Consider the following 19,101-nt stretch of genomic DNA (forward strand, 5'->3'; position numbering starts at 1 on the left):
AGGCGCCGCTTCGGGGCCAATTTCAAGGGTGCATCGTTCCGCCGGACCCGAAGGGTCGCGTCAGCGAAAACCGGGTCCCCTTTTGCGCACGATGCGCTAGGATGGCGCGGCTTCGATGAAGGAACGACCGATCATGCTTCGCGCGCTCTCCCTCGCCGTCCTGACGATCCTGGCAGCCCCGTCGCCCGCGCCTCTGGCCGCCGACGCCGTCATCCTCTCCCAGCAGCAACAGCAACCGCCGCAGGCAACCCCGAAGCGGGATTGCGAGCGCAGCCGCCAGGACGACGTGAGTTCCTGATCAGACCTGCGCCACGCAAACCGTGTCCGGCGCCACGGCCGGCGGCCCGTTCCGCGCCTGCCTGCGGCGGCGCAGAGCGGCGTTGAGCTCCGCGCCGAAGATGAAGATCGCCGCGGAGATCTGCAGGAAGATCAAGGCCGTCAGGATGCCGGCCAGCCCCGCATAGGTCGCTTTCACGTGGGCGACATGCGCCAGGAACTCGCCGTAGAGCGTCGCCCCCGCGAGCCACAGCACGAGCGTCGCCGCGATGCCGGGCGCGACGTCCCGCAAGGCCGGCCGCGTATCCGCCAGCCAGAGATGCGCCGCCGTCAATCCCACCACGAGCACGATGGAGGCCAGGGCATACCGAACGAGGTCGTAGGTGAGGCGCACCGATTTCAGGTCCGCCACATAGGATCCGGCGGTCCGCCAGATCGTGGGCCACAGCACCACGAGAACGGATGCCGCCACCAGCGCGAGCGCGCCCCCGGCCACGAAGCCGATCCCGATGAGCCGCGCCTGCCACCAGGGCCTGGATCGCGCAGCCCCATAGGCGCGGCAGAGGGCCACCCGCAGGCTCTCGACGCCGTTGGTCGCCACCAGAAGCGTGATGACGACGGAGACCGTCAGCACGTTGCGCTTGGGCACGAGAACCTTGTCCGCCTCGCTTGCCAGCGGCCCCGCCACGCCCTCGGGCCAGACGTCGAAGAGCAGGTGGACGATATGCATGGAGATGCGCCCCGCGCCGAGAAAGGCCGCGAGCGCCGCCACGCAGATGAGAAAAGGAAACAAGGCGACGACGAGGGAGAGCGCTACATGGCTCGCCATGGCCAAGCCGTCGTTGCGCGCAAAGCTCGCCCCCGCGTCGGCGACAGCCGCAAGGGTCGGGCGGATTCGGGTGGACAGGATGGCAAGGAGCATGGCGCGCGTGAGGTTTGAGGATCGGCGGGCCGCGCCGGGGCCTGCGCGATCCTGCTTCCTTGTTGCAAGCTCGGCAGGCGGATGACAAGGCCCCAAGATGCCGCTGTGGGGCGATCATGCCGGGGACGGGAGAGCCGGGTTTTCCTCTCTCCGCTGGTTGACATCGAAAGGACAGACGTGACTGGCTCCAAGAACGGCCTCGCCCCTCCGGCTGCAGCCCATCGACGAAAGAATTACCTTATACCTGCTTACCGACTAAGTTTAGTCTTGGCCTTTCACCATTCGAAAACTGAAGTCTCATAGAATTTCCGCCACATGAATACGCTCGTTTTCATGAAATAATATAACAAAAGTTGGACTTCTATGGCGACCATAAGCACCAGTGCCATCGGCCTCGATGGCGAACCTGTCGATTACGATTACTTCCGCTACCAGATGATGTTCTCCGGAGTATCGTCGAAATCGGTGTCCTTGAGCTCTCCCACCGCCATCTTCATGAACATCCCCTCCGGGGAGAGGCTCGTCGTCGAGGGCGTGGATCTCGTCTACGATCCGGCGGACCCGGTCGGATGGATCAGCGGCACCGTCACGGGCCTCCAGCTCTGGACCCGCGACTGGACGACGAAGCTTGCCGACATCACCGATTTCTCCGTCGACGCCGCCGATTTCGGCGCGTCCCTCGCCTATGGGTGGAACTCTCCGTCGGGTGTGATCTCCCTCATCTTTGCCGGGGACGACACGCTCGACGGCGGCGACAAGGACGATTCCCTCTTCGCGGGCAACGGCGACGACGTTCTCCAGGGTGGGAGAGGCAACAACCAGTACAACCCCGGCGCGGGATCGGACACGATCTATGGCGGCAAGGATTACGTCGCCGGCGGGCTCGACTACGACACGCTCAGCTATTGGGACCTGAGGCTGCCCGGAACGCAAGGGGTCGACAAGGGCATCACGTTCGACCTTCGAACCGGCACCTTCACCGATCCGTTCGGTGATACGGACGTGTTCTCCTTCATCGAGGGCGTCGAGGGGACCTTCTGGTCGGATAGCATCACCGGCAACGCATCCGACAACCAGCTCATCGGCTTCTCCGGAAACGACGTTCTCAACGGCCTTGAGGGAGACGACACCTTCGAGGGTGGCGAGGGCGCCGACAGGTTGTCGGGAGGCGCCGGAATCGACGCGGTCTGGTACGACGCCTATGCCGGCCGCAACGGCATCAAGATCGATTTCGCCGGCAGGGTCGTGAGCGATCCCTGGGGCTTCCAGGACACCATCAGCGGCATCGAGGCCGTGCGCGGAACCGGAAACGCCGACACCATGATCGGTTCGACCGCCAATGAGACCTTCACAGGCCTCGGCGGCAACGACAGCATCAACGGCGGCGGCGGCATCGATACGCTCAACTACATGCCCGACCTTCGCCGCGGCGGCCCCGCCGGCATACGCGCCGACTTGGCCGGGTCCACAGTTCGCGACGGCTTTGGAACCGTCGACAAGGTCAGCGGCATCGAGATCGTCATCGGGACCAGGGTCAACGACGTCATCATCGGCAACGGGGTCAACAACACCCTGAGCGGCGGCGACGGCAACGACGATCTCAGCGGCGAGGGGGGCGCCGACTCGTTGAGCGGCGGAAATGGAAGGGACACCCTTTCGGGCGGAGCCGGAGCCGATGTCCTGGACGGGGGCGCGGGTCACGACACCTACGATGTCGACGATGGCCTGGATCAGGTGATCGAGGTGGCGGGCGGCGGCTACGACACGGTCTTGACGGGCGTGAGCCTCACCTTGCGCGCCAGTGCCGAAGTGGAAGTCCTCCAGACCACCAACGAGTTGAGCACCGCGGCCATCAACCTGACCGGAAGCTCGACCAACAACAACATCACGGGCAATGCCGGCAACAACCGCATCGACGGCAAGGGCGGCGCCGACGGAATGGCAGGCGGGCGCGGAAACGACGTCTACGTGGTCGACAATGCGCAGGACTGGGTGGAGGAGATCGCCGGCGAAGGAGCCGACACGGTCTATGCCGGCACGAGCTATGCCCTGAGGTCCACGGCCAGCGTGGAGGTTCTGCTCACCATCGACGCGAAGGCCACGACGGTGATCAACCTCACCGGCAGCGCCATTGCGAATACCGTCACGGGCAATGCGGGCGCCAACCTCATCAACGGCAAGGGCGGCAACGACATCCTCACGGGCGGGGCCGGCAAGGACAGCTTCGTGTTCGATACGGCCCCGAGTGCATCCGCCAACGTGGATACGATTCAGGACTTCGTGGTGGTCGACGATACGATCCGGCTGGAGAACGCGATCTTCACGGGCCTCAAGACGACCGGCCCCCTCGCCAAGGGGGCGTTCCAGCTGGGCAAGCTCGCCAAGGAGTCGGACGATCGCATCCTCTACGACAAGGCGTCGGGCTTCCTGTACTACGACCAGGACGGATCCGGCAGCGCCTACAAGGCCGTCCTGTTCGCCAAGCTGACCACGAAACCTGCTCTGACCAATGCGGATTTCTACGTCATCTGATGAAGAAAACCTTGGAGCGCCTCGGCCCATGGTCGGGGCGCTCCATCCGGCACCGGAAGCAAACCGCGCCTATCCACCGCAAAGCATGCGGTCGGGCCGCCGTCACGATCGCGCGAGCGTCACGAGCGTGGGGCGCAGTTCCTCCGGTCCTTGTAAGGGATGCGGGAAGGTCAGTCGCAGGAGGTCGTCGCCCAGTGCCAGCTGCAGGCCCTCCGGATCGATCCCGATCAGCCGCCACGCGCCCTCGCGGCCGCCGCAGAGCTTCGTCGCATAATGCGCGACCGCCTCCGCATGATCCTCGTTCATGTGCGCGACGGCGCTCGCCTCCAGCTCCGCAAAGCCCGGAAAGGCGGACATGTCGGTCAGCAGATCCTCCCGGGCCATGCGGTAGGCGCGGCCGAAGCCGCCGTTGAGGCTGCCCGAGGCGACGTTCAGCCGCCAGAAGGCGAAATCGGGAAAGTCCACGTAGAGCGCCGCCTTGGGATGCTGCAGGAGATAGCGGCGGCGAACCTGCTGCGCCTTGTCCGAACCGGGCTCGAGCTTCTCGGCCTCGGCGAGCAGGGTGAGGCGCGGATGAGCCAGCGGGTCGCCCTTGCCGATGGCGGAGAGCAGGAGCGAGCAGCGCGGGTCCGCCGCGAGCAGGCGGGTATGCACCGAGAGCTGCGATGTGAGGATCACGGGCGAGCCGTCGAGATCGGTGCCCACCGCCACCAGGCTGGCGAAGGGCATGCCCGCGTCGGCGCCGTTGGTGGCGAGCGCGCCGGAACGCGCGGTGCGGATCAGCCTCTTGGCGAGCTGCCGCGCCTCGTCGTCCACCGGAAGAGTTGGGTCTTTTTCCATCATGGCCGCGATCCTAGAGCATTTTTTCGGCGAATTGGCTCCGCTTCGCCGATCAAAAATGCGGCAATCGAAGAAATGAGCCGATTCCCCGCAAGGGGAAAGCGCTCTAGCTCTCCCCCCGTCCGAGACAACCGGCGCGCAAGGCCTCGAAGCGGGCGAGCTGGTCGGCCTTGAGGCTGCGGTCCTCGTTGCGCCCGACGAAGATCTTGAACATCACGCCGCCGTCCTGGTTCACGAACTGCACCGAGCAGGAGCGCTTGCCGAAGAACGGGCGGTCGACGAAATAGATCGCGCGGCAGCGATCCATACGCAGATGCCCGCCGATGGGACTGCTGCCGTGGATGTTGAAATAGCCGCGTCCCGACGTGCCCGGCGGCACCCTGCCCTTGCACTCGAACACGCCGTCGCGGGTGTGCACCACGAAGGTGATGTCCCCCCAGGTGGTGAGATCATGCCAGATCGTCTCGTAGAGCTCGCCCGAAACCCGCGCCGCCGCCGGGGGTTCCAGACAATCAAGCACCCGTTGGAGCGGCACGTCGCGCGCCTCCGCGATCGCTTCCAGAACCCCGTCGGGTCTTGCCGCGAGATCCTCGCGGATCAAGGCCTCGATGTCCTGCATCGTCGTGATCGCGTTCATCAGGCCGCCTTCGGCGTGCGGCGGATGGTCTGGAAAACCTCGAAACCCTCGAATTCGGGATGGCCGAGGGTCAGCGGCTTGTTGCCGCCGGTGCTGGCGCGGGTATGCGAGGCGCGGAACTGCTCCGAGCGCGTCCAAGCCTCGAAATGCGCCTTGCTGGCCCACAGGGTGTGCGAGGAATAGAGCACGTGATCCTCACGCTCCGGTCCGCGCAGCATGTGGAATTCCAGGAAGCCTTCGAGTTCGTTGAGATGGCTCTCGCGCGTGAGCCAGCGCTCTTCGAATTCTTCGGTGACGTCTTTGAGAACCTTGAAGCGGTTCATGGCGATGAACATCGAAAACGATCTCCTTGGATCGGGGGAGTTGAGCGGCTGTCAGCGGCTTGCGAACTTCACCGTGAGACCGAACTTGGCCGTGAGGCCGGGGCTCGGCTCGCTGTTCAGATATTGCGTGTATTGCCGGTCGAACAGGTTCTGGATGGTGATGTCGCCGCTGATGTTCTCGTCATAGCGATAGGATGCGAAGAGATCGACGAGACCGTAACCTGCGGTAGGATTCGTGACATCCTCCTTGCTGCTGTCGACGAGAGTCAGGCGGGTGCCGAGAGTGAGCTTGCTGTCGAGCAGCCTGAAGCCGAGCGTGGTGCTGATGCGGTTCGGAATGACGGAGTTCAGGGGATCGCCCGTGATGTCGTTCTTGCCCTCGATGACAGTGCCCGCCACGGTCACGAATCCGCCGCCCCAGTCGTAGGCCGCTTCGAGTTCCGCTCCGTGCAGCCGGGCTCTCGCGATGTTCTGATACTGCTGGTCCTGAATCCCGATGAGGCAGAGATACGGAGCGAAGGCGCAGGCCTCGACCGGCATGCCCGGCACGACCGGCACGTTGTAGACCGGCCCCACCGCGACGATGTCGATGTAGTCGTCGATCCGGTTCTGGAACACGGAGATCTTGGCCCGGAAGCTGTCGCCCTCCGTGAAGACGTCGTCGTGCTGGAGGTTCACGCCGCCCTCGAGATTGCGCGCGACCTCGGGCCGGAGGTTGGGATTGGGCAGGATGTTGAAGATCGGGAACGGATGGGTGCCCTGGATGAGGGTTTCCGTGATCGACGGCGCACGATACCCTTCCGCATAGGTGCCGTAGAACTCGATGCCCGTGATCGGCTCCACGCCCACCGTGATCTTCGGAGACACGCGCGAACCGTCCGCGCTGACGCCGCCGCCATCCAGTTCGTAGGTGTCGAAGCGCAACGCCCCGATCGTGCGCAGCCAGGGCGTGATCCGCACCTCGTCCTGAACGAAGCCGCCGAAGAGGCTGCGTTCTCCTGACGGCGTGAAGGCCGCGCCGTAGCCGCCCGCCCGATCGACGGTTTCGCCCCGGTCGCGCGCTCCGTCGATACCGACCGTCAGAGCATGCCCCATCCCGAAAGCGTCGAACCGCGACGTGTTGCTGATGTCGAAGCCCAGCGTGTCCATGCTGTAGTCGAGAATGTCGCCCGGCCTCACGCCGATCGCCCCGTAGGTTCCGCTCGGCGCCACGACCCGCTTGTTGTCCTCGGTGGTGGTGTAATAGCCCTTCACGCTCAGATCGATCCAGGGATTGTCCGGCCGGCTGAAGCGGTAGCCGAGGGTATAGGTGTTGGCCGTGACGTCGTTGCTGAAGCGGGTTCCGACACCCGTGTCGCCGTTGTTGGCGAAGGTGTAGTTCTGCAGCAGAACCGAACCGCTCAGGGCATGGCCGTCCGCCGGGAAGACGTTGAACTTGAACAGGCCCGAGGTCAGCTCGGAATCGGAATCCTCGACCCTGTCGCCGTTGCCGTCGCGATAGGTATCCGTGTTGCGATAGACGAACTGGCCGAACACGTCCGCGGCCGTGCCGATGCGGGCGCCGGCCATGGTGTTGGTGACGGCCCCCGCCCCGTTCGTTCCCAGGCCCAGCCTCTGCACGATTCCATAGCGCTCGTCGGGAGCCAGGATGTCGTCGATGGTCCGCGTCCGGAAGGACACCACGCCGCCGATGGCGCCCGAGCCATAGACGGTGGACACCGGCCCGCGCACCACGTCCACCTGCCCGATCAGCTCGGGATCGAGGTAGAAGGTGCCGTTCGCGCCGTGGCCGCTCACCTGGTAATCCTGCCGGGCGCCGTCGACGAGCACGTTGACGCGGCCGAAATCCTGCAGACCCCGGATGTTGACCGCCTGACCGGGATCGGTGCCCGTCTCCTGCACGGCGACGCCGGGCACGCCCTGAAGAACGTCGGACACGCGCGAGGATTGCAGCAGGTCGATCTGGCGGCGCGTCACCACGCTCGACCCGGCTAGGTCATCGATCACCCTGTCCTCGGTCTTGCCGGACGTCACCGTGATGGTGTCGAGCTCCAGCACGGGCTCCCCGTTCGCGGCGGGCGGCGCCGCAGGCGCACTTTGGGCCAGCGCCGCCGCCGAGAGCGGAACGCCGGCCAGAGGCGCGAGAACCAGAAGAGCAAACGGTGATGCAGACGCGCGAAGCCCCTCGCGCAGGAAGGTAATCATCCTGACGATCCCAGTCTTTAATCATGTTTTCCTTGATGACTGGCTGGCTCGCGCAGAAACGGATTCACGCTGGCTGGCTACGGCCCGCTCCGATGCCGGAAGAGGCTTTACATCCGATAGCCAAATCAAGTAACCGCGTCAATAGAGACTCGTGAAACGGCAGTTTTACATTATTCTAAACTGCGAATACATGCCTCTACCAAGCGATCCGTAGTTTAGAACACGTAAAAACTGGAGAGAATCGTGCAACACCCGCCTCCGTCCCCGGCTTCCAAAGGCGACAAGCCTTCCCCGCGGGAGATCGACGTGGCGAGCCTGATTGGGACGGGCCGCGAGGTGGTGCTGCTGCACCGGGGCGAGCGCTACCGCCTGCGGGTCACGGCGAACGGCAAACTCATTCTGACCAAGTAAGGATCATCCCATGACCCTCTCCCGCCGCGCTCTCGTTGCCGGCTCCGCCCTGATGCTCGTCGGGCGCCCCGCCCGGGCCGCCTCCGCCCGCCGGATCGTCAGCATCGGCGGCGCGGTCACCGAGATCCTCTATCGCCTCGGCCAGGATGCCGAGATCGTGGGCGTGGATTCGACCAGCCTCTATCCGGCGGAGGCGCTCAGGACGAAGGCGGATGTGGGTTACATCCGCGCCCTCGGAGCCGAGGGCGTGCTGTCCCTCAACCCTTCGCTCCTCCTCGCGGCCGAAGGGGCGGGCCCGCCCGATGCGCTTCGTCTGATCGAACAGGCGGGCGTCACCGTCGTGCGCGTTCCCGGCGAGCCGAGCCCCGCCGGAATCGTCGAGCGCGTCCGGGTGATCGCGCAGATCCTCGACATCCCCGAGCGGGGCGCGGCCCTGATCCGGGAGATCGAGCAGGGCTTCGCGCAGCTGGCGGAGGCGAAAGCGCGTATCACGCGCCCCAGCCGCGCGCTCTTCGTGCTCTCGCTTCAGAACGGTCGCCCCCTCGTGGGAGGACAGGGCACGACGGCGGACGCCATGCTGGCGCTGGCAGGCGCCAGCAACGCGGCGGCGTCGCTGAGCGGCTGGAAGCCCCTGTCGGACGAAGGCCTGATCGCGGCCGCTCCCGACGCCATCGTGATGATGGAGCACGGCCCTGACGGCGCCGCGAAGGATCCCTTCACCCTGCCGGCCTTCGCCGCGACGCCCGCCGCCGAAACGCGCAGGCTGGTGGTGATGGATTCGCTCTATCTTCTCGGCTTCGGGCCGCGCACGCCGGCCGCCGCGCGCGATCTCATGGCGGCCCTGCATCCCGACCAGGCCGGCAAGGCGAAACAGCCGTGACGGACCGCGCGATCGGCACGCAGCACCTCGCCATGGCACGGGATCGCAAGCCCCTGATGATGGCGGTGCTCACGCTTCTGGTTATCCTTGCCAGCGGGCTCGCCCTGGGCTCCGGCGCGACCGGCGTCCCCCCGTCGCGCGTCCTCACCATCCTGGCCGGGCAATCCTCCGCGCCCGCCGGCGACGCGCTGATCGTCCTGCAGGTGCGCTTGCCGCGCCTGCTGCTCGGCCTGCTGGTCGGCGCGGCGCTCGCCTGCTCCGGCGCGCTCATGCAGGGCCTCTTCCGCAACCCGCTCGCCGACCCGGGCCTCGTCGGCGTTTCCGCAGGCGCTGCGCTCGCCGCGGCCATCACCATCGTGGCGGGCGATGCGCTGCTCGCGCCGTGGATCGGTCCGCTGCCGTTCAGCGCGCTTCCCATCGGGGCCTTCATCGGCGGGCTGATCACCACCTGGGGGCTCTACCTCGTCGCCACGCGCCAGGGCCGTACCTCGATCGCCGTGATGCTGCTCGCGGGCGTCGCCTTCGGGGCGATGTCGGGGGCGATCATTGGCTTTCTCGCCTATCTCAGCGACGACCGCCAATTGCGCGACCTGTCCTTCTGGTCCCTCGGCTCGCTCAGCGGCGCCACCTGGACCAAGGTCGCGGCCGCAACGCCGCTGATCCTGCCCGTCCTTCTCCTCACGCCCTTTCTCGCGCGCGGCCTCAACGCGCTCGCGCTCGGAGAGGCGGAGGCCTTCCATCTCGGGGTGCCGGTGCAGCGGGTGAAGGCCGTGGCGATCATGCTCGTCGCCGTGGCCGTCGGCGCGTCGGTGGCCTGCGCGGGCATGATCGGGTTCGTCGGCATCGTCGTGCCGCACGTCCTGCGCCTCACGGCGGGCCCGGATCACCGCATGCTGCTGCCGGGTTCGGCCCTGCTCGGCGCGGCGCTGCTCGTGAGCGCCGATACGGTGGCGCGCACCGTCGCGGCGCCCGCGGAACTTCCCATCGGCATCCTCACGGCCGCCTTCGGCGCGCCGTTCTTCCTGTGGCTGCTGCTGCGACGCCAGGGGGGCATCGCCCTGTGAGCGCGATCCTGGAAGCGTGGAACATCGCCTACCGGGCGGGCGGACGCATGCTGATCGAAGGCATCGATCTGTCGGTCGAAAGGGGCACGGTCACGATCATCGTCGGCCCCAACGGCGCGGGCAAATCGACACTCCTGCGCGTGTTGTGCGGGGAGCTTGCGCCTGCGACGGGCGAGGTCCTGCTCAACGGCGCTCCGCTGCACAGGATTCCGGCCTGGCGCCTCGCCCATACCAGGGCCGTCATGCCGCAGGCATCGGAACTCGGTTTCCCGTTTTCGGCCTTCGAGGTCGCCCATCTGGGCGTCGAGGGCATCGGACGGGGATTGAGCCGCGGCGACCGCCAGCGGATCGCCGCGAGCGCGCTCGACCAGGCGGACGTGGCGCATCTCGCCCGCCGCAACTATCAGACGCTCTCGGGCGGCGAGCGGCAGCGCGTTCACTTCGCGCGGGTTCTGGCCCAGCTCGAAGCGGGCCGCACCGTCGAAACACGGCAGGTGCTGTTCCTGGACGAGCCGATCGCAAGCCTCGATCTCAGGCACCAGCTCGCGCTGCTGAACAAGGCGAAATGCCTTGCGCGAGAAGGACTGACCATCATCGCCGTGCTGCACGATCTCCAGCTCGCGGCCGATATCGCCGACAGCCTGGTTCTGGTGCAGGCCGGGCGCCTCGTGGCGCGGGGTAATGCCGGCACGGTGCTGAGCCCCGGCAGGTTGTTGGACGTGTTCGGCGTGAGCCTGATTCCGCCAAGCCTTCCGCCGAGCCCCTGGACGCTGGCATCCTCGAATTAATGGCCGAGAGCCCCTCAGAATCGGGCGGGTGGAATCGCTTGCAGGGCCGGGCCTGCGCACCTTAACTGGACGCATCGCAGGTTTCACGAGGACGCGACGATGCCTGACGAAAGCGTGATCGCCCGAATCGACGAAGCGCGTCGCAGCCTCGGCCTTCTCGAGATCGCGGCGGTGCTCGCCCTCGCGGAACGGGGCAATGTCATTCTCGACCCCTTCTCCACGCTTGTCGCCCGATATGCACGCATCGGCGCCGGGAACGTGTTTTATCCCGGCGTGACCCTTCATTGCTCCGCATCCGGCGCGCTGAGCATCGGAGACGGCAACACGCTCCATCCCGGCACGTGGCTTGCCGCCGAAACGGGCACGGTGACGATCGGCAGCGGCAACCTGCTCGGGGCATGCGGCGGATTCACCGCGAAGGCGGACCGCGCGGGCGCGCGGATCGTCATCGGGGATCACGGGCGCTATCAGGGCGGCGCGTCGGTTTTCGGCGAGACCACCTTGGGATCGGGCAGCCAGCTCCTCGGCGCCATCACCGTGGAGAACTGCCATCTCGCGGCCGGAGGATCCTTCCGCGATCCCGATCCGGACGCCCGCGGCGCTCTCTTCAAGGGCCAGGGCACCGCCCGGAACCTCCGGCTCGAGACCGGTCAGGTGATCTCCACCCGGGGCATTTTCCGGATGGAGGACGTGAAGCCGCAATCATTCTTCCATCCCAAGGCCGCATCCTGATGAATGAAGCCGCAGCCGACGGCTCTGTCAGCCTGGGCCTTGGCCTTCTCTCCATCGGTCGCGCCTGGGGGTATCGGCAGGGCCTGCCGCCCGCGGAGGAGGATGCGCTCGCGCTGCTCGACCATGCGGTCCTGAAGGGCGTCACGTTCTTCGACACCGCGCCCGCCTACGGCACCAGCGAGCGGATTTTCGGACGCTTCCTGAAAAACCTGGGCGCGAGCGCGTCGCGCCTCACCGTCAGCACCAAGATGGGCGAGCACTGGAACGCCGAGGACCAGAGCGGCTTCACGGACCATTCCTACGATGCCCTTTGCCGGAGCCTGGACCGGAGCCTGGAGCGGCTCGGGCGCATTGACCTCCTTCAGATCCACAAGGCAAGCGTCGCGGCGCTCGCCTCGAAGGACGTGGAGCGGGCGATCGCCTATGCGGAATCGAACGGCATCGAGGCCTTCGGAGCGAGCGTCGGCGACCTCGGCGCCGCACGCCTCGCCTGCGCATCGGGTGCGTATACCGTCATCCAGCTTCCCTATAACCGGCTGTCCACCGGCATGGCGCCCGCCTTCGCGATGGCGCGGAATGCGGGGCTCAAGGTCCTGGTCAACCGTCCCTTCGGCATGGGCCGGATGGTTCCGGACGGGACAGGCGAGACGGTCCATGCCCTGCGGGAGGCCCTGGCCTTCATCCTGGAGCAGCCGTTCGATGGCATCGTCCTGACGGGCACGAGATCATCCGTCCATCTGGACGAAGCCCTGGCGGCTTTCCAGGCTGCGGTTCGTTCCCGGTCGGGCGGGTGACCGGACAATAACGAGCTCCGGGTGAGGCAATAACCTAGGTTAACGGCAGACGAAATAACGTCAAATTTTCTCCTCTTGCCCTGGGAACAAGCAGGTCTGCTCAAAGATTTAGCAGGCCAGTGGTTCTTCTTTGAACGCTCTTAATCACCCAGAATCCCTATCCCGGCAAAGGCGCGCCGCGGGCGAGCGCTGCCATTGCCGCGTCTATGTCTCAAGGAGTCCAAGCGTGGGCGAAGAGTTTCAACCGCAATCCGTGTCGGCCAGGACCGTGAATCCGCAGGGAGAGCAGAGTTCCCACGATACGCAATCTGCCGGCCGAACGGTCAGGCCCATGCGCGTCGTCGAGAGAGGTGTCTATCGCGGCCCCCACCTCTTCAGCCTCACGCCCATGATCCGGATCAAGCTCGATCTCGGCGCGCTGGAAGACTGGCCCTCCGACCGCCTCCCCGGTTTCACGGAACGGCTTTTGTCCCTGCTGCCAGGGCTGCGCCAGCACGGCTGCTGCTTCCACGAGCCCGGCGGGTTCGTCCGGCGGCTCGAGGAGGGCACTTGGCTTGGGCACGTGGCCGAGCATGTGGCCATCGAACTCCAGTCGCTCACAGGAATCCGCGTGACGCGGGGCAAGACCCGCTCGGTCCGCGGCGAGCCGGGCGTCTACAACGTCATGTACGCCTACGAGCAGGAGGAGACGGGCCTGCTGGCGGGGCGTCTCGCGCTGCAGCTGCTCGATGGGTTCCTTCCCGCAGAGCTTCAGGGCGTTTCGGGTCTTGATCGCGTCTACAAGGACGAGGAGGAGCCGGCGCTCCAGGCCGCCTTCGATCTTCAGGCCGCCCTCAAGGCCCTTCGATCCGTCCATCGCCGCAAGGCCCTCGGGCCGACTACGCTCTCCCTCGTGCAGGAAGCGGAGCGCCGCGGCATTCCGGTGATGCGCCTCGACGACCAGAGTCTCGTGCAGCTCGGCACCGGGCGCTACCAGAAGCGGATCCGCGCCAGCATCACGGGCCTCACATCCTCCATCGCGACCGATGCGGCGAGCGACAAGGATCTGACGAAGGCTCTTCTGGCCGATTCGGGAATTCCGGTGCCGAAGGGCGAGGTGGTGCGCAGCGCCGACGACGCGGTGCGCGCGGCGGAGTGGATCGGCTATCCCGTGGTGGTGAAGCCCCTCGACGGCAATCACGGGCGCGGCGTGAGCATCGATCTCGCCACGCCCGAGGAGGTGAGACAGGCTTTCAAGGAGGCCGCACGCCACTCCCGCCGGGTGATCGTCGAGAGCTGCTTCAAGGGGCGCGATCACCGCATTCTCGTGGTGAACGGGGACGTGGTGGCGGTGGCCGAGCGCGTGCCCGCCCACGTGGTGGGCGACGGTGCCCGCAGCATCGCGGAGCTCGTGGAGGAGGTGAACCAGGATCCCCGGCGCGGCGAGGGCCACGAGAACGTCATGACCCGCATCACGATCGGCGATCACGCGCTCGGTGTTCTGGCGAAGGCCGGCCTTCAGCCGGACAGCATCCCGGCGGCGGGCCAGGTGGTCTATCTCTGCGACACGGCCAACCTCTCGACGGGCGGCACGGCGGTCGACCGCACGGACGACATCCATCCCGACAACGCGCTGATCGCGCGCCGGGCCGCGGCAGCCGTCGGCCTCGATGTGGCGGGCATCGATTTCATCGCGCCCGACATCGCGCGCTCCGTGCACGAGACCGGCGGCGGAATTATCGAGGTCAATGCCGCGCCCGGCTTCCGCATGCATCTGCAGCCCTCGGAGGGACGCCCGCGCAACGTGGCCCGGCCCGTGATCGACATGCTCTTCCCGCGCGGCACGCCCGTCCGAGTCCCGATTCTCGCGGTCACCGGCACCAATGGCAAGTCCACCACCTGCCGCATGATCGGTCATATCCTGCGCACCCATGGGCTGAATGTGGGCCTGACCTCGACGACCGGCATCTACGTGAACAACGATCGCGTGAAGGAGGCCGACGCCTCCGGCCCGTGGAGCGCGCGGGTGGTGCTGCGCGACCCCACCGTGGACGTGGCGGTTCTGGAGACCGCCCGCGGCGGCATCCTGCGCGAGGGTCTCGGCTTTCCCGAATGCGATGTCGGTCTCGTCACCAACATCCAGCCCGATCACCTGGGGCTCAAGGGCATCGACTCCGTCGAGGATCTCGCCTGGGTGAAATCGGTGGTCGTCGAGGCCGTGCACCGGAACGGCACCAGCATCCTCAATGCCGACGATCCGCTGACCGTCGGCATGCACCGCCGGGCAGGCGGGCGGATCGGCTACTTCTCGCTGCGGGGCGGAGCCGATATGCCGGACTTCCTGCGCGAGCATATCGAGGATGGCGGTTTCGCCGTTGTGCGCGAGCCGGGACGCTCTCCGGGCGGCGAGATCGTGATCCACGACGACGGCGACAGCATCCATGTGATGCGGGCGGCCGAGATCCCGGCGACGCTCGATGGACTGGCCGAGTTCAACGTGCAGAACGCCATGGGCGCCGTGGCGATGGCCTATGCGCAGGGCATTCCGGTCAATGTCATTCGCTTGGCCCTGTCCACCTACACCAACTCGTTCGAGCACAGCCCCGGCCGCCTCAACGTGTTCGACGGGCACGGCTTCCGGGTGATCCTCGACTACGCGCACAACCCGGCGGGCCTGCGGGCGCTCGGCGACCTGATCCTGAAGATGCGCCCGCGTCACCGGCGCGTGATCGGCATGATCAACATCCCGGGCGATCGCCGCGACGACGACATGCGCGAGATGGGGGCGCTGGCGACGCGCTATTTCGACGAGATCATCTTCCGCGAGGACCCGGCCCGGCGCGGCCGCAAGCCCGGCGAGATCGTCGCGCTTTTGACCGAAGGGGCCTTGGCGGCAGGTTTCCCCGAGGAGCGGATCAAGCGCATCCTCGAAGAGGACGAGGCTGCCGAAATCTGCCTCGGCATGGCGCATCCGGGCGATCTGGTGGTGCTCACGCCGACCGACGTGGAGGCCATGTGGCAGCAGGTGCTCACCTTCCAGCCTCAACCTGCCGCCCGCTTCGACGTTGAAGTGGAAAGGCGGGACGAGAACCAGCCGTGGCGGAAGAGCGCCTGATCCTCACCCGTCCCGCCCGCCACGGCGCGCTCGCCACGCTGGGCGCGCCGTGGCGCGTGCATCATCGATCCCAATCAGCCAAGCCCATCAGTACGAGGAGAGTGTCGAGACCATGGTGGAACGCACCAGGACAGGATCGAAGGGTCCGCTCATCATCATCGGCGGCGGCGAGGACAAGGAGGGCGAGCGCGTCATCCTGCGCGAGGTGGCCCGGCGCCTCGGCGGGGGCAGGCTCGTCATCGCGACCGTCGCCTCGCATGAGCCGGAGGGCTATTTCGAGGCCTATGAGCGGGCCTTCGTGGATCTCGGCGTCACGGATCTGGCTGAGCTTTACGTGAAGGATCGCGCGGAGACCCTCGACCCGAGCAAGCTCGACCTGCTCGATGGCGCCGCCGGCGTGTTCTTCTCGGGCGGCGACCAGCTGCGGATTTCGAGCCAGATCGGCGACACGCCCGTCGAGCAGCGCGTGCGCGAAATCCATGAGCGGGGCGGTCTCCTCGCGGGCACTTCGGCAGGCGCCTCGGTCATGAGCGAGACGATGCTCGTGAAAGGGACGAGCGGCGAATCCTACAGGATCGGTGACGTGCACATGGCGCCGGGCCTGGGATTGGTGCGCAACATGATCATCGACCAGCACTTCGCCGAGCGGGGCCGCTTCGGCCGTCTGTTCGGCGCGGTCGCGCACAACCCGCGCGAGCTTGGAATTGGCATCGACGAGGATACGGCGCTCGTCTTCGAGGACGAGCGGTTCGAGGTCATCGGCAGCGGCTGCGTCTACGTGGTCGACGGCGCGGGCGTGACCCATTCCAACATCGCCGAGGCCGAGCCCGAACGCTCGCTCTCCATGTATGACGTGCGCCTGCACGTACTGAGCGCAGGCGATACGTTCGACGTCGCCAAGCGGCGCCCGGCCGAGGTGCCCGACGTCGGCAAGAGCCACGCCATCGAGAGGACCGTGATCTGAAGTCGCGGCGGCCGCCCGACGTTTTCAGGCTTTCTGCCTCATGGAACAGCACGCAAACGGGCTTGTTTTCTTGAACCTGTCGGACCAGCCACCGGGAAGAGGCAGCATGAGGACCCTCCTCGCCTTCCTTGCCGTCTCCGTCCTTTCGACGGGCGCCCTGGCCCAGCCGGCCGCCACGACCCTGAGCATGACCTGTGATCAGGCCCGCCAGATCGTCGCGTCTCAAGGCGCCGTCGTGCTGCACACGGGACCCACGACCTACGACCGCTACGTTCGCGACTCAAGCTTCTGCATCCGCCCAGCCACGGCCCAGCCCGCCTGGGTCAGAACCGCCGACGTGACGCAATGCCTGATCGGGGGAATCTGCCGTTCGACCGATGTCGAAATCGGGCGATAAGGACTGAAGGGCCGGTCCGCCCCTATCGGACAGAACGTCAGCTTCGGAGAAGCACGTTCGGGCCTGTATCTTCAAAGCTGTTCTTCACGGGATTATCGCGGATCAAACCCCTGAGAAAGGGTTGGTGCCCAGGAGAGGATTGGGCATCCCGCTGTAAGAATCTAACAAGATCAGCCACTTAGCATCGCGTCGTCAAAGCCGTGTGTAGCACTGCCGTGTGGCACCGTCGACCACTTTGTGGCAGCTAAAGTCTCTCCTGAATGTTCGGGCGGTTGGAGAACTGGCGACGGGTCGCAACGCGCTATGACCGCCTCGCGTGCAACGACCTCGCTGGCCTCGCCCTCGCCGCTATCACATCTGAGTGGGCCAAATGAGTCACCTACCTAGAGGACGGGCTGCCCCTCTCTTGGATTGACGATCAATATTTGCGCGACACCGCCGCGCTCATAACAGGAAGGCTGCGCCTCTTCGGAACGCCGTCCCGGGAACGATCGCAACCGAACGCGGTGCAGCGCGCGTTTCCGTGACCGTCGTGACCGTGGCGGCTGCGGAACGAGACGGGGCGCTGAGGCTCATGCCGGCGGAGCGTCCGGCGGCGTTCCGCTCAGCGCCGAAGTGACATCCCTCGACGTGGAGCTGTGAGCGCTGGGTCCCATGAGGACCCGTTGCCCCGCCCCCGGGACCACACACCTAATCCCAGCCGTTCCCCCAACCGGTCGCGCTCATGGTCGCAGGTAGTGGATCCGGTACTCCGCATGACGACAGCGCGAGCGAGATCAAAGTGTTGGAGTTCCTGAGCTTTCCAGTTCCAGCGGTGTAAATCTTGCAACTCGCGCCCAGCGTCTTGACCATCGACATCATGCAGTTTGCCAGAGCACAAACATTCTTCTGAGCGCCCGGCCCGATGTTGACACTGAACTTTACGTCCTCAGGCTTTCCGTCCGGTGAATAAATGACAGTACCCGAGCCTGTAGTGCCCAACCGTCCGTGCTTGCCGACGTAGGGCACGACGACGCCCCACTCGTGGGAGCTCGCGCAGTTGAAGGGATTGCCGGAGGGTTGTAGACCCGAGCCCGAAGAGGTCGATCCTGGCACTGAAGAGTCACCGCTGCCACCTTTCGACGGCCCACCGCGGATCTCGAGTTGAGCATTATTCGGTCCAGTGACAACAACGAAGCCATGATGGTCTTTGATCCCGGCGGGCTTTAACTTAAACTGTGCGGTGCATGTCGTCGTCGACTCGGAAAATAGTGGTGGATTCGCTGCTTTGTTGTTCTCCGCTACTGTTTCGGCGCGTGTCGTTGTCACCGCTCCGGTTGACAGTATGAACAATAATACGAGACTGGCGAAGTAGGAGCGCATGGGATGATCCCTCCGTTCATTGGCCGTGGCTCGTTCGTGTACGATAGCAGGACACTTGAGCACATGATAAAACTGATGCTGCGTTCCAGCAGCTGTCATGAAGCCGATAAACACTGGCAATAGCAGTACACCGCTGGCGCAGAGACGCACATCGCTGCGCTCGAGACTTGAGCCAGGGTGTCACTTGCGCGCCCCACCGTACCTCCGCGATGGCTTTGTCTGCGCGGGGCACTCGTGGGAAAGGCGAACGCGATTGCCATGGGCCCGCACCCGCGCTCACGCGTCGCCGCCGTATCCGCTCGCGACCCATGGCGGCGCGGGTCACCGGATGGGCTCTGCCGCGTCGGGAGCGAGGAGCACAGAGGGCTTGCCCTCGCTGACCTCGTCGAGGATTGTTGTGAAACGGCGAGACACGGCCCTTTCTCCCCAGCTCACCCGCATCGCCGCCTGCGGCACCGCGCGTTCGGCTAGGAGGCTGCATCGCCTCGCCCCATTCGGCGCGAGGAGCGGCGTTCGATCGCCGTCGCCCGATCCTCGACACACGTCTAAGCAGCCGCTGCAGATTTACTTGCTGTCCAATTTCCACTTGAAGTTGACCCCTTTTTCTGAGGCGCGGCCGGTGCCAGTCGCGCCGACGGGAGAGGTGGCGATGAGGTTGCGAAACAACGCAATCTCCGTTGACCCATGGGCGAGTTGGGCGCCGATCTCCGGGATCACGACGTGCTTATAGGTGCCGCTCTTGGACTTGAAGAACATATCCACGCTGCCGCCGCCCGCCGTCCACGTGTCGTCGGCGGTGTTTAGCGTCACGCCAAAGGTCCTGCCCGTGGTGTCGCCTTCGATTCCTGTTCCGATGATCGTCCAGAACGCCATGGTCTGT

General features: G+C 65.9%; 18 protein-coding genes and 1 pseudogene. 12 read left to right on the forward strand and 7 right to left on the reverse strand.

From position 1 onward, the window contains the following. The first annotated feature begins 133 nt into the window (after positions 1 to 133). Positions 134 to 298 carry a hypothetical protein gene (locus E4K09_RS29560; protein ID WP_166802539.1) on the forward strand — a complete coding sequence of 55 codons (165 nt, stop codon included), beginning with the start codon at positions 134 to 136 and terminating at the stop codon, positions 296 to 298. Here E4K09_RS29560 and E4K09_RS27060 read toward each other — a convergent pair whose 3' ends face one another. Then, positions 299 to 1,198, reverse strand: a complete 900-nt coding sequence (locus E4K09_RS27060) for a YihY/virulence factor BrkB family protein (protein WP_134500712.1) — start codon at positions 1,196 to 1,198, stop codon at positions 299 to 301. It lies immediately after the preceding gene. Between the two features lie 363 nt (positions 1,199 to 1,561). Here E4K09_RS27060 and E4K09_RS27065 point away from each other — a divergent pair, with 363 nt between their 5' ends. Continuing rightward, on the forward strand, positions 1,562 to 3,730 hold the full coding sequence (locus E4K09_RS27065) for a calcium-binding protein (protein WP_134500713.1): 2,169 nt from the start codon (positions 1,562 to 1,564) through the stop codon (positions 3,728 to 3,730). A 102-nt stretch (positions 3,731 to 3,832) separates the two neighbouring features. On the opposite strand, the gene E4K09_RS27070 is transcribed toward E4K09_RS27065, so the two are convergent. The 4 genes from E4K09_RS27070 to E4K09_RS27085 form a co-directional block, all read right to left on the reverse strand. Further along, positions 3,833 to 4,573, reverse strand: a complete 741-nt coding sequence (locus tag E4K09_RS27070; RefSeq protein WP_425293889.1) for a HugZ family pyridoxamine 5'-phosphate oxidase — start codon at positions 4,571 to 4,573, stop codon at positions 3,833 to 3,835. Positions 4,574 to 4,676: 103 nt separating this feature from the next. Next, complete coding sequence (gene hutX, locus E4K09_RS27075) at positions 4,677 to 5,207, reverse strand: heme utilization cystosolic carrier protein HutX (RefSeq protein ID WP_134500714.1); 531 nt, start codon at positions 5,205 to 5,207, stop codon at positions 4,677 to 4,679. Then, positions 5,207 to 5,542: a heme-degrading protein HmuQ gene (gene hmuQ / locus E4K09_RS27080; RefSeq protein ID WP_134500715.1), complete on the reverse strand. Its 336-nt coding sequence runs from the start codon at positions 5,540 to 5,542 to the stop codon at positions 5,207 to 5,209. Before hmuQ ends, hutX begins: the two co-directional genes overlap by 1 nt. Positions 5,543 to 5,581: 39 nt before the next feature. Further along, on the reverse strand, positions 5,582 to 7,735 hold the full coding sequence (locus tag E4K09_RS27085; RefSeq protein WP_134500716.1) for a TonB-dependent hemoglobin/transferrin/lactoferrin family receptor: 2,154 nt from the start codon (positions 7,733 to 7,735) through the stop codon (positions 5,582 to 5,584). A gap of 243 nt (positions 7,736 to 7,978) precedes the next feature. Between E4K09_RS27085 and hemP the strand changes: the two genes are divergently transcribed. From hemP to E4K09_RS30575, 10 genes and pseudogenes are all read left to right on the forward strand, one after another. Continuing rightward, positions 7,979 to 8,146, forward strand: a complete 168-nt coding sequence (gene hemP, locus E4K09_RS27090; protein ID WP_244610718.1) for a hemin uptake protein HemP — start codon at positions 7,979 to 7,981, stop codon at positions 8,144 to 8,146. Between the two features lie 10 nt (positions 8,147 to 8,156). Continuing rightward, complete coding sequence (locus tag E4K09_RS27095) at positions 8,157 to 9,026, forward strand: heme/hemin ABC transporter substrate-binding protein (protein ID WP_134500718.1); 870 nt, start codon at positions 8,157 to 8,159, stop codon at positions 9,024 to 9,026. 32 nt (positions 9,027 to 9,058) lie between these two features. After that, on the forward strand, positions 9,059 to 10,090 hold the full coding sequence (locus tag E4K09_RS27100) for a FecCD family ABC transporter permease (RefSeq protein WP_134500952.1): 1,032 nt from the start codon (positions 9,059 to 9,061) through the stop codon (positions 10,088 to 10,090). Beyond that, a complete protein-coding gene (locus E4K09_RS27105; protein WP_134500719.1) occupies positions 10,087 to 10,878 on the forward strand; it encodes a heme ABC transporter ATP-binding protein in 792 nt (263 codons plus the stop codon). Before E4K09_RS27100 ends, E4K09_RS27105 begins: the two co-directional genes overlap by 4 nt. Before the next feature lie 99 nt (positions 10,879 to 10,977). After that, complete coding sequence (locus tag E4K09_RS27110) at positions 10,978 to 11,610, forward strand: LbetaH domain-containing protein (RefSeq protein WP_134500720.1); 633 nt, start codon at positions 10,978 to 10,980, stop codon at positions 11,608 to 11,610. Then, on the forward strand, positions 11,610 to 12,404 hold the full coding sequence (locus E4K09_RS27115) for an aldo/keto reductase (protein WP_134500721.1): 795 nt from the start codon (positions 11,610 to 11,612) through the stop codon (positions 12,402 to 12,404). The genes E4K09_RS27110 and E4K09_RS27115 overlap by 1 nt, the downstream gene beginning before the upstream one ends. A 226-nt stretch (positions 12,405 to 12,630) precedes the next feature. Continuing rightward, complete coding sequence (cphA, locus tag E4K09_RS27120) at positions 12,631 to 15,498, forward strand: cyanophycin synthetase (RefSeq protein ID WP_244610719.1); 2,868 nt, start codon at positions 12,631 to 12,633, stop codon at positions 15,496 to 15,498. A gap of 49 nt (positions 15,499 to 15,547) precedes the next feature. Continuing rightward, a complete protein-coding gene (locus E4K09_RS27125; protein WP_244610720.1) occupies positions 15,548 to 16,462 on the forward strand; it encodes a cyanophycinase in 915 nt (304 codons plus the stop codon). 106 nt (positions 16,463 to 16,568) lie between these two features. Then, positions 16,569 to 16,859, forward strand: a complete 291-nt coding sequence (locus E4K09_RS27130) for a hypothetical protein (protein WP_134500722.1) — start codon at positions 16,569 to 16,571, stop codon at positions 16,857 to 16,859. A gap of 260 nt (positions 16,860 to 17,119) precedes the next feature. Continuing rightward, positions 17,120 to 17,233, forward strand: a pseudogene (locus E4K09_RS30575) (IS5/IS1182 family transposase); the annotation flags it as partial. Positions 17,234 to 17,549: 316 nt separating this feature from the next. On the opposite strand, the gene E4K09_RS27135 reads toward E4K09_RS30575, so the two are convergent. Together E4K09_RS27135 and E4K09_RS27140 are read right to left on the reverse strand one after the other, a co-directional pair. Beyond that, positions 17,550 to 18,221 (reverse strand): hypothetical protein, encoded by a 672-nt coding sequence (locus tag E4K09_RS27135; RefSeq protein WP_134500723.1) that lies wholly within the window; start codon positions 18,219 to 18,221, stop codon positions 17,550 to 17,552. Positions 18,222 to 18,785: 564 nt separating this feature from the next. Further along, a complete protein-coding gene (locus E4K09_RS27140; RefSeq protein WP_134500724.1) occupies positions 18,786 to 19,094 on the reverse strand; it encodes a protease-associated domain-containing protein in 309 nt (102 codons plus the stop codon). Positions 19,095 to 19,101: the final 7 nt, after the last annotated feature.

It is taken from the genome of Microvirga pakistanensis, assembly GCF_004458765.1.
GTDB lineage: Bacteria > Pseudomonadota > Alphaproteobacteria > Rhizobiales > Beijerinckiaceae > Microvirga > Microvirga pakistanensis.

What these genes read in the sequence shown, in the direction of transcription:
- hutX (WP_134500714.1), bottom strand. Translation starts at nt 5,207, where the DNA reads ATGAACGCGATCACGACGATGCAGGACATCGAGGCCTTGATCCGCGAG.
- E4K09_RS27070 (WP_425293889.1), bottom strand. Translation starts at nt 4,573, where the DNA reads ATGATGGAAAAAGACCCAACTCTTCCGGTGGACGACGAGGCGCGGCAG.
- E4K09_RS27060 (WP_134500712.1), bottom strand. Translation starts at nt 1,198, where the DNA reads ATGCTCCTTGCCATCCTGTCCACCCGAATCCGCCCGACCCTTGCGGCT.
- E4K09_RS27100 (WP_134500952.1), top strand. Translation starts at nt 9,059, where the DNA reads ATGGCACGGGATCGCAAGCCCCTGATGATGGCGGTGCTCACGCTTCTG.
- E4K09_RS27135 (WP_134500723.1), bottom strand. Translation starts at nt 18,221, where the DNA reads ATGCGCTCCTACTTCGCCAGTCTCGTATTATTGTTCATACTGTCAACC.
- E4K09_RS27065 (WP_134500713.1), top strand. Translation starts at nt 1,562, where the DNA reads ATGGCGACCATAAGCACCAGTGCCATCGGCCTCGATGGCGAACCTGTC.
- E4K09_RS27140 (WP_134500724.1), bottom strand. Translation starts at nt 19,094, where the DNA reads ATGGCGTTCTGGACGATCATCGGAACAGGAATCGAAGGCGACACCACG.
- E4K09_RS27130 (WP_134500722.1), top strand. Translation starts at nt 16,569, where the DNA reads ATGAGGACCCTCCTCGCCTTCCTTGCCGTCTCCGTCCTTTCGACGGGC.
- hmuQ (WP_134500715.1), bottom strand. Translation starts at nt 5,542, where the DNA reads ATGTTCATCGCCATGAACCGCTTCAAGGTTCTCAAAGACGTCACCGAA.
- E4K09_RS27095 (WP_134500718.1), top strand. Translation starts at nt 8,157, where the DNA reads ATGACCCTCTCCCGCCGCGCTCTCGTTGCCGGCTCCGCCCTGATGCTC.
- E4K09_RS27115 (WP_134500721.1), top strand. Translation starts at nt 11,610, where the DNA reads ATGAATGAAGCCGCAGCCGACGGCTCTGTCAGCCTGGGCCTTGGCCTT.
- E4K09_RS27110 (WP_134500720.1), top strand. Translation starts at nt 10,978, where the DNA reads ATGCCTGACGAAAGCGTGATCGCCCGAATCGACGAAGCGCGTCGCAGC.
- E4K09_RS27085 (WP_134500716.1), bottom strand. Translation starts at nt 7,735, where the DNA reads ATGATTACCTTCCTGCGCGAGGGGCTTCGCGCGTCTGCATCACCGTTT.
- E4K09_RS29560 (WP_166802539.1), top strand. Translation starts at nt 134, where the DNA reads ATGCTTCGCGCGCTCTCCCTCGCCGTCCTGACGATCCTGGCAGCCCCG.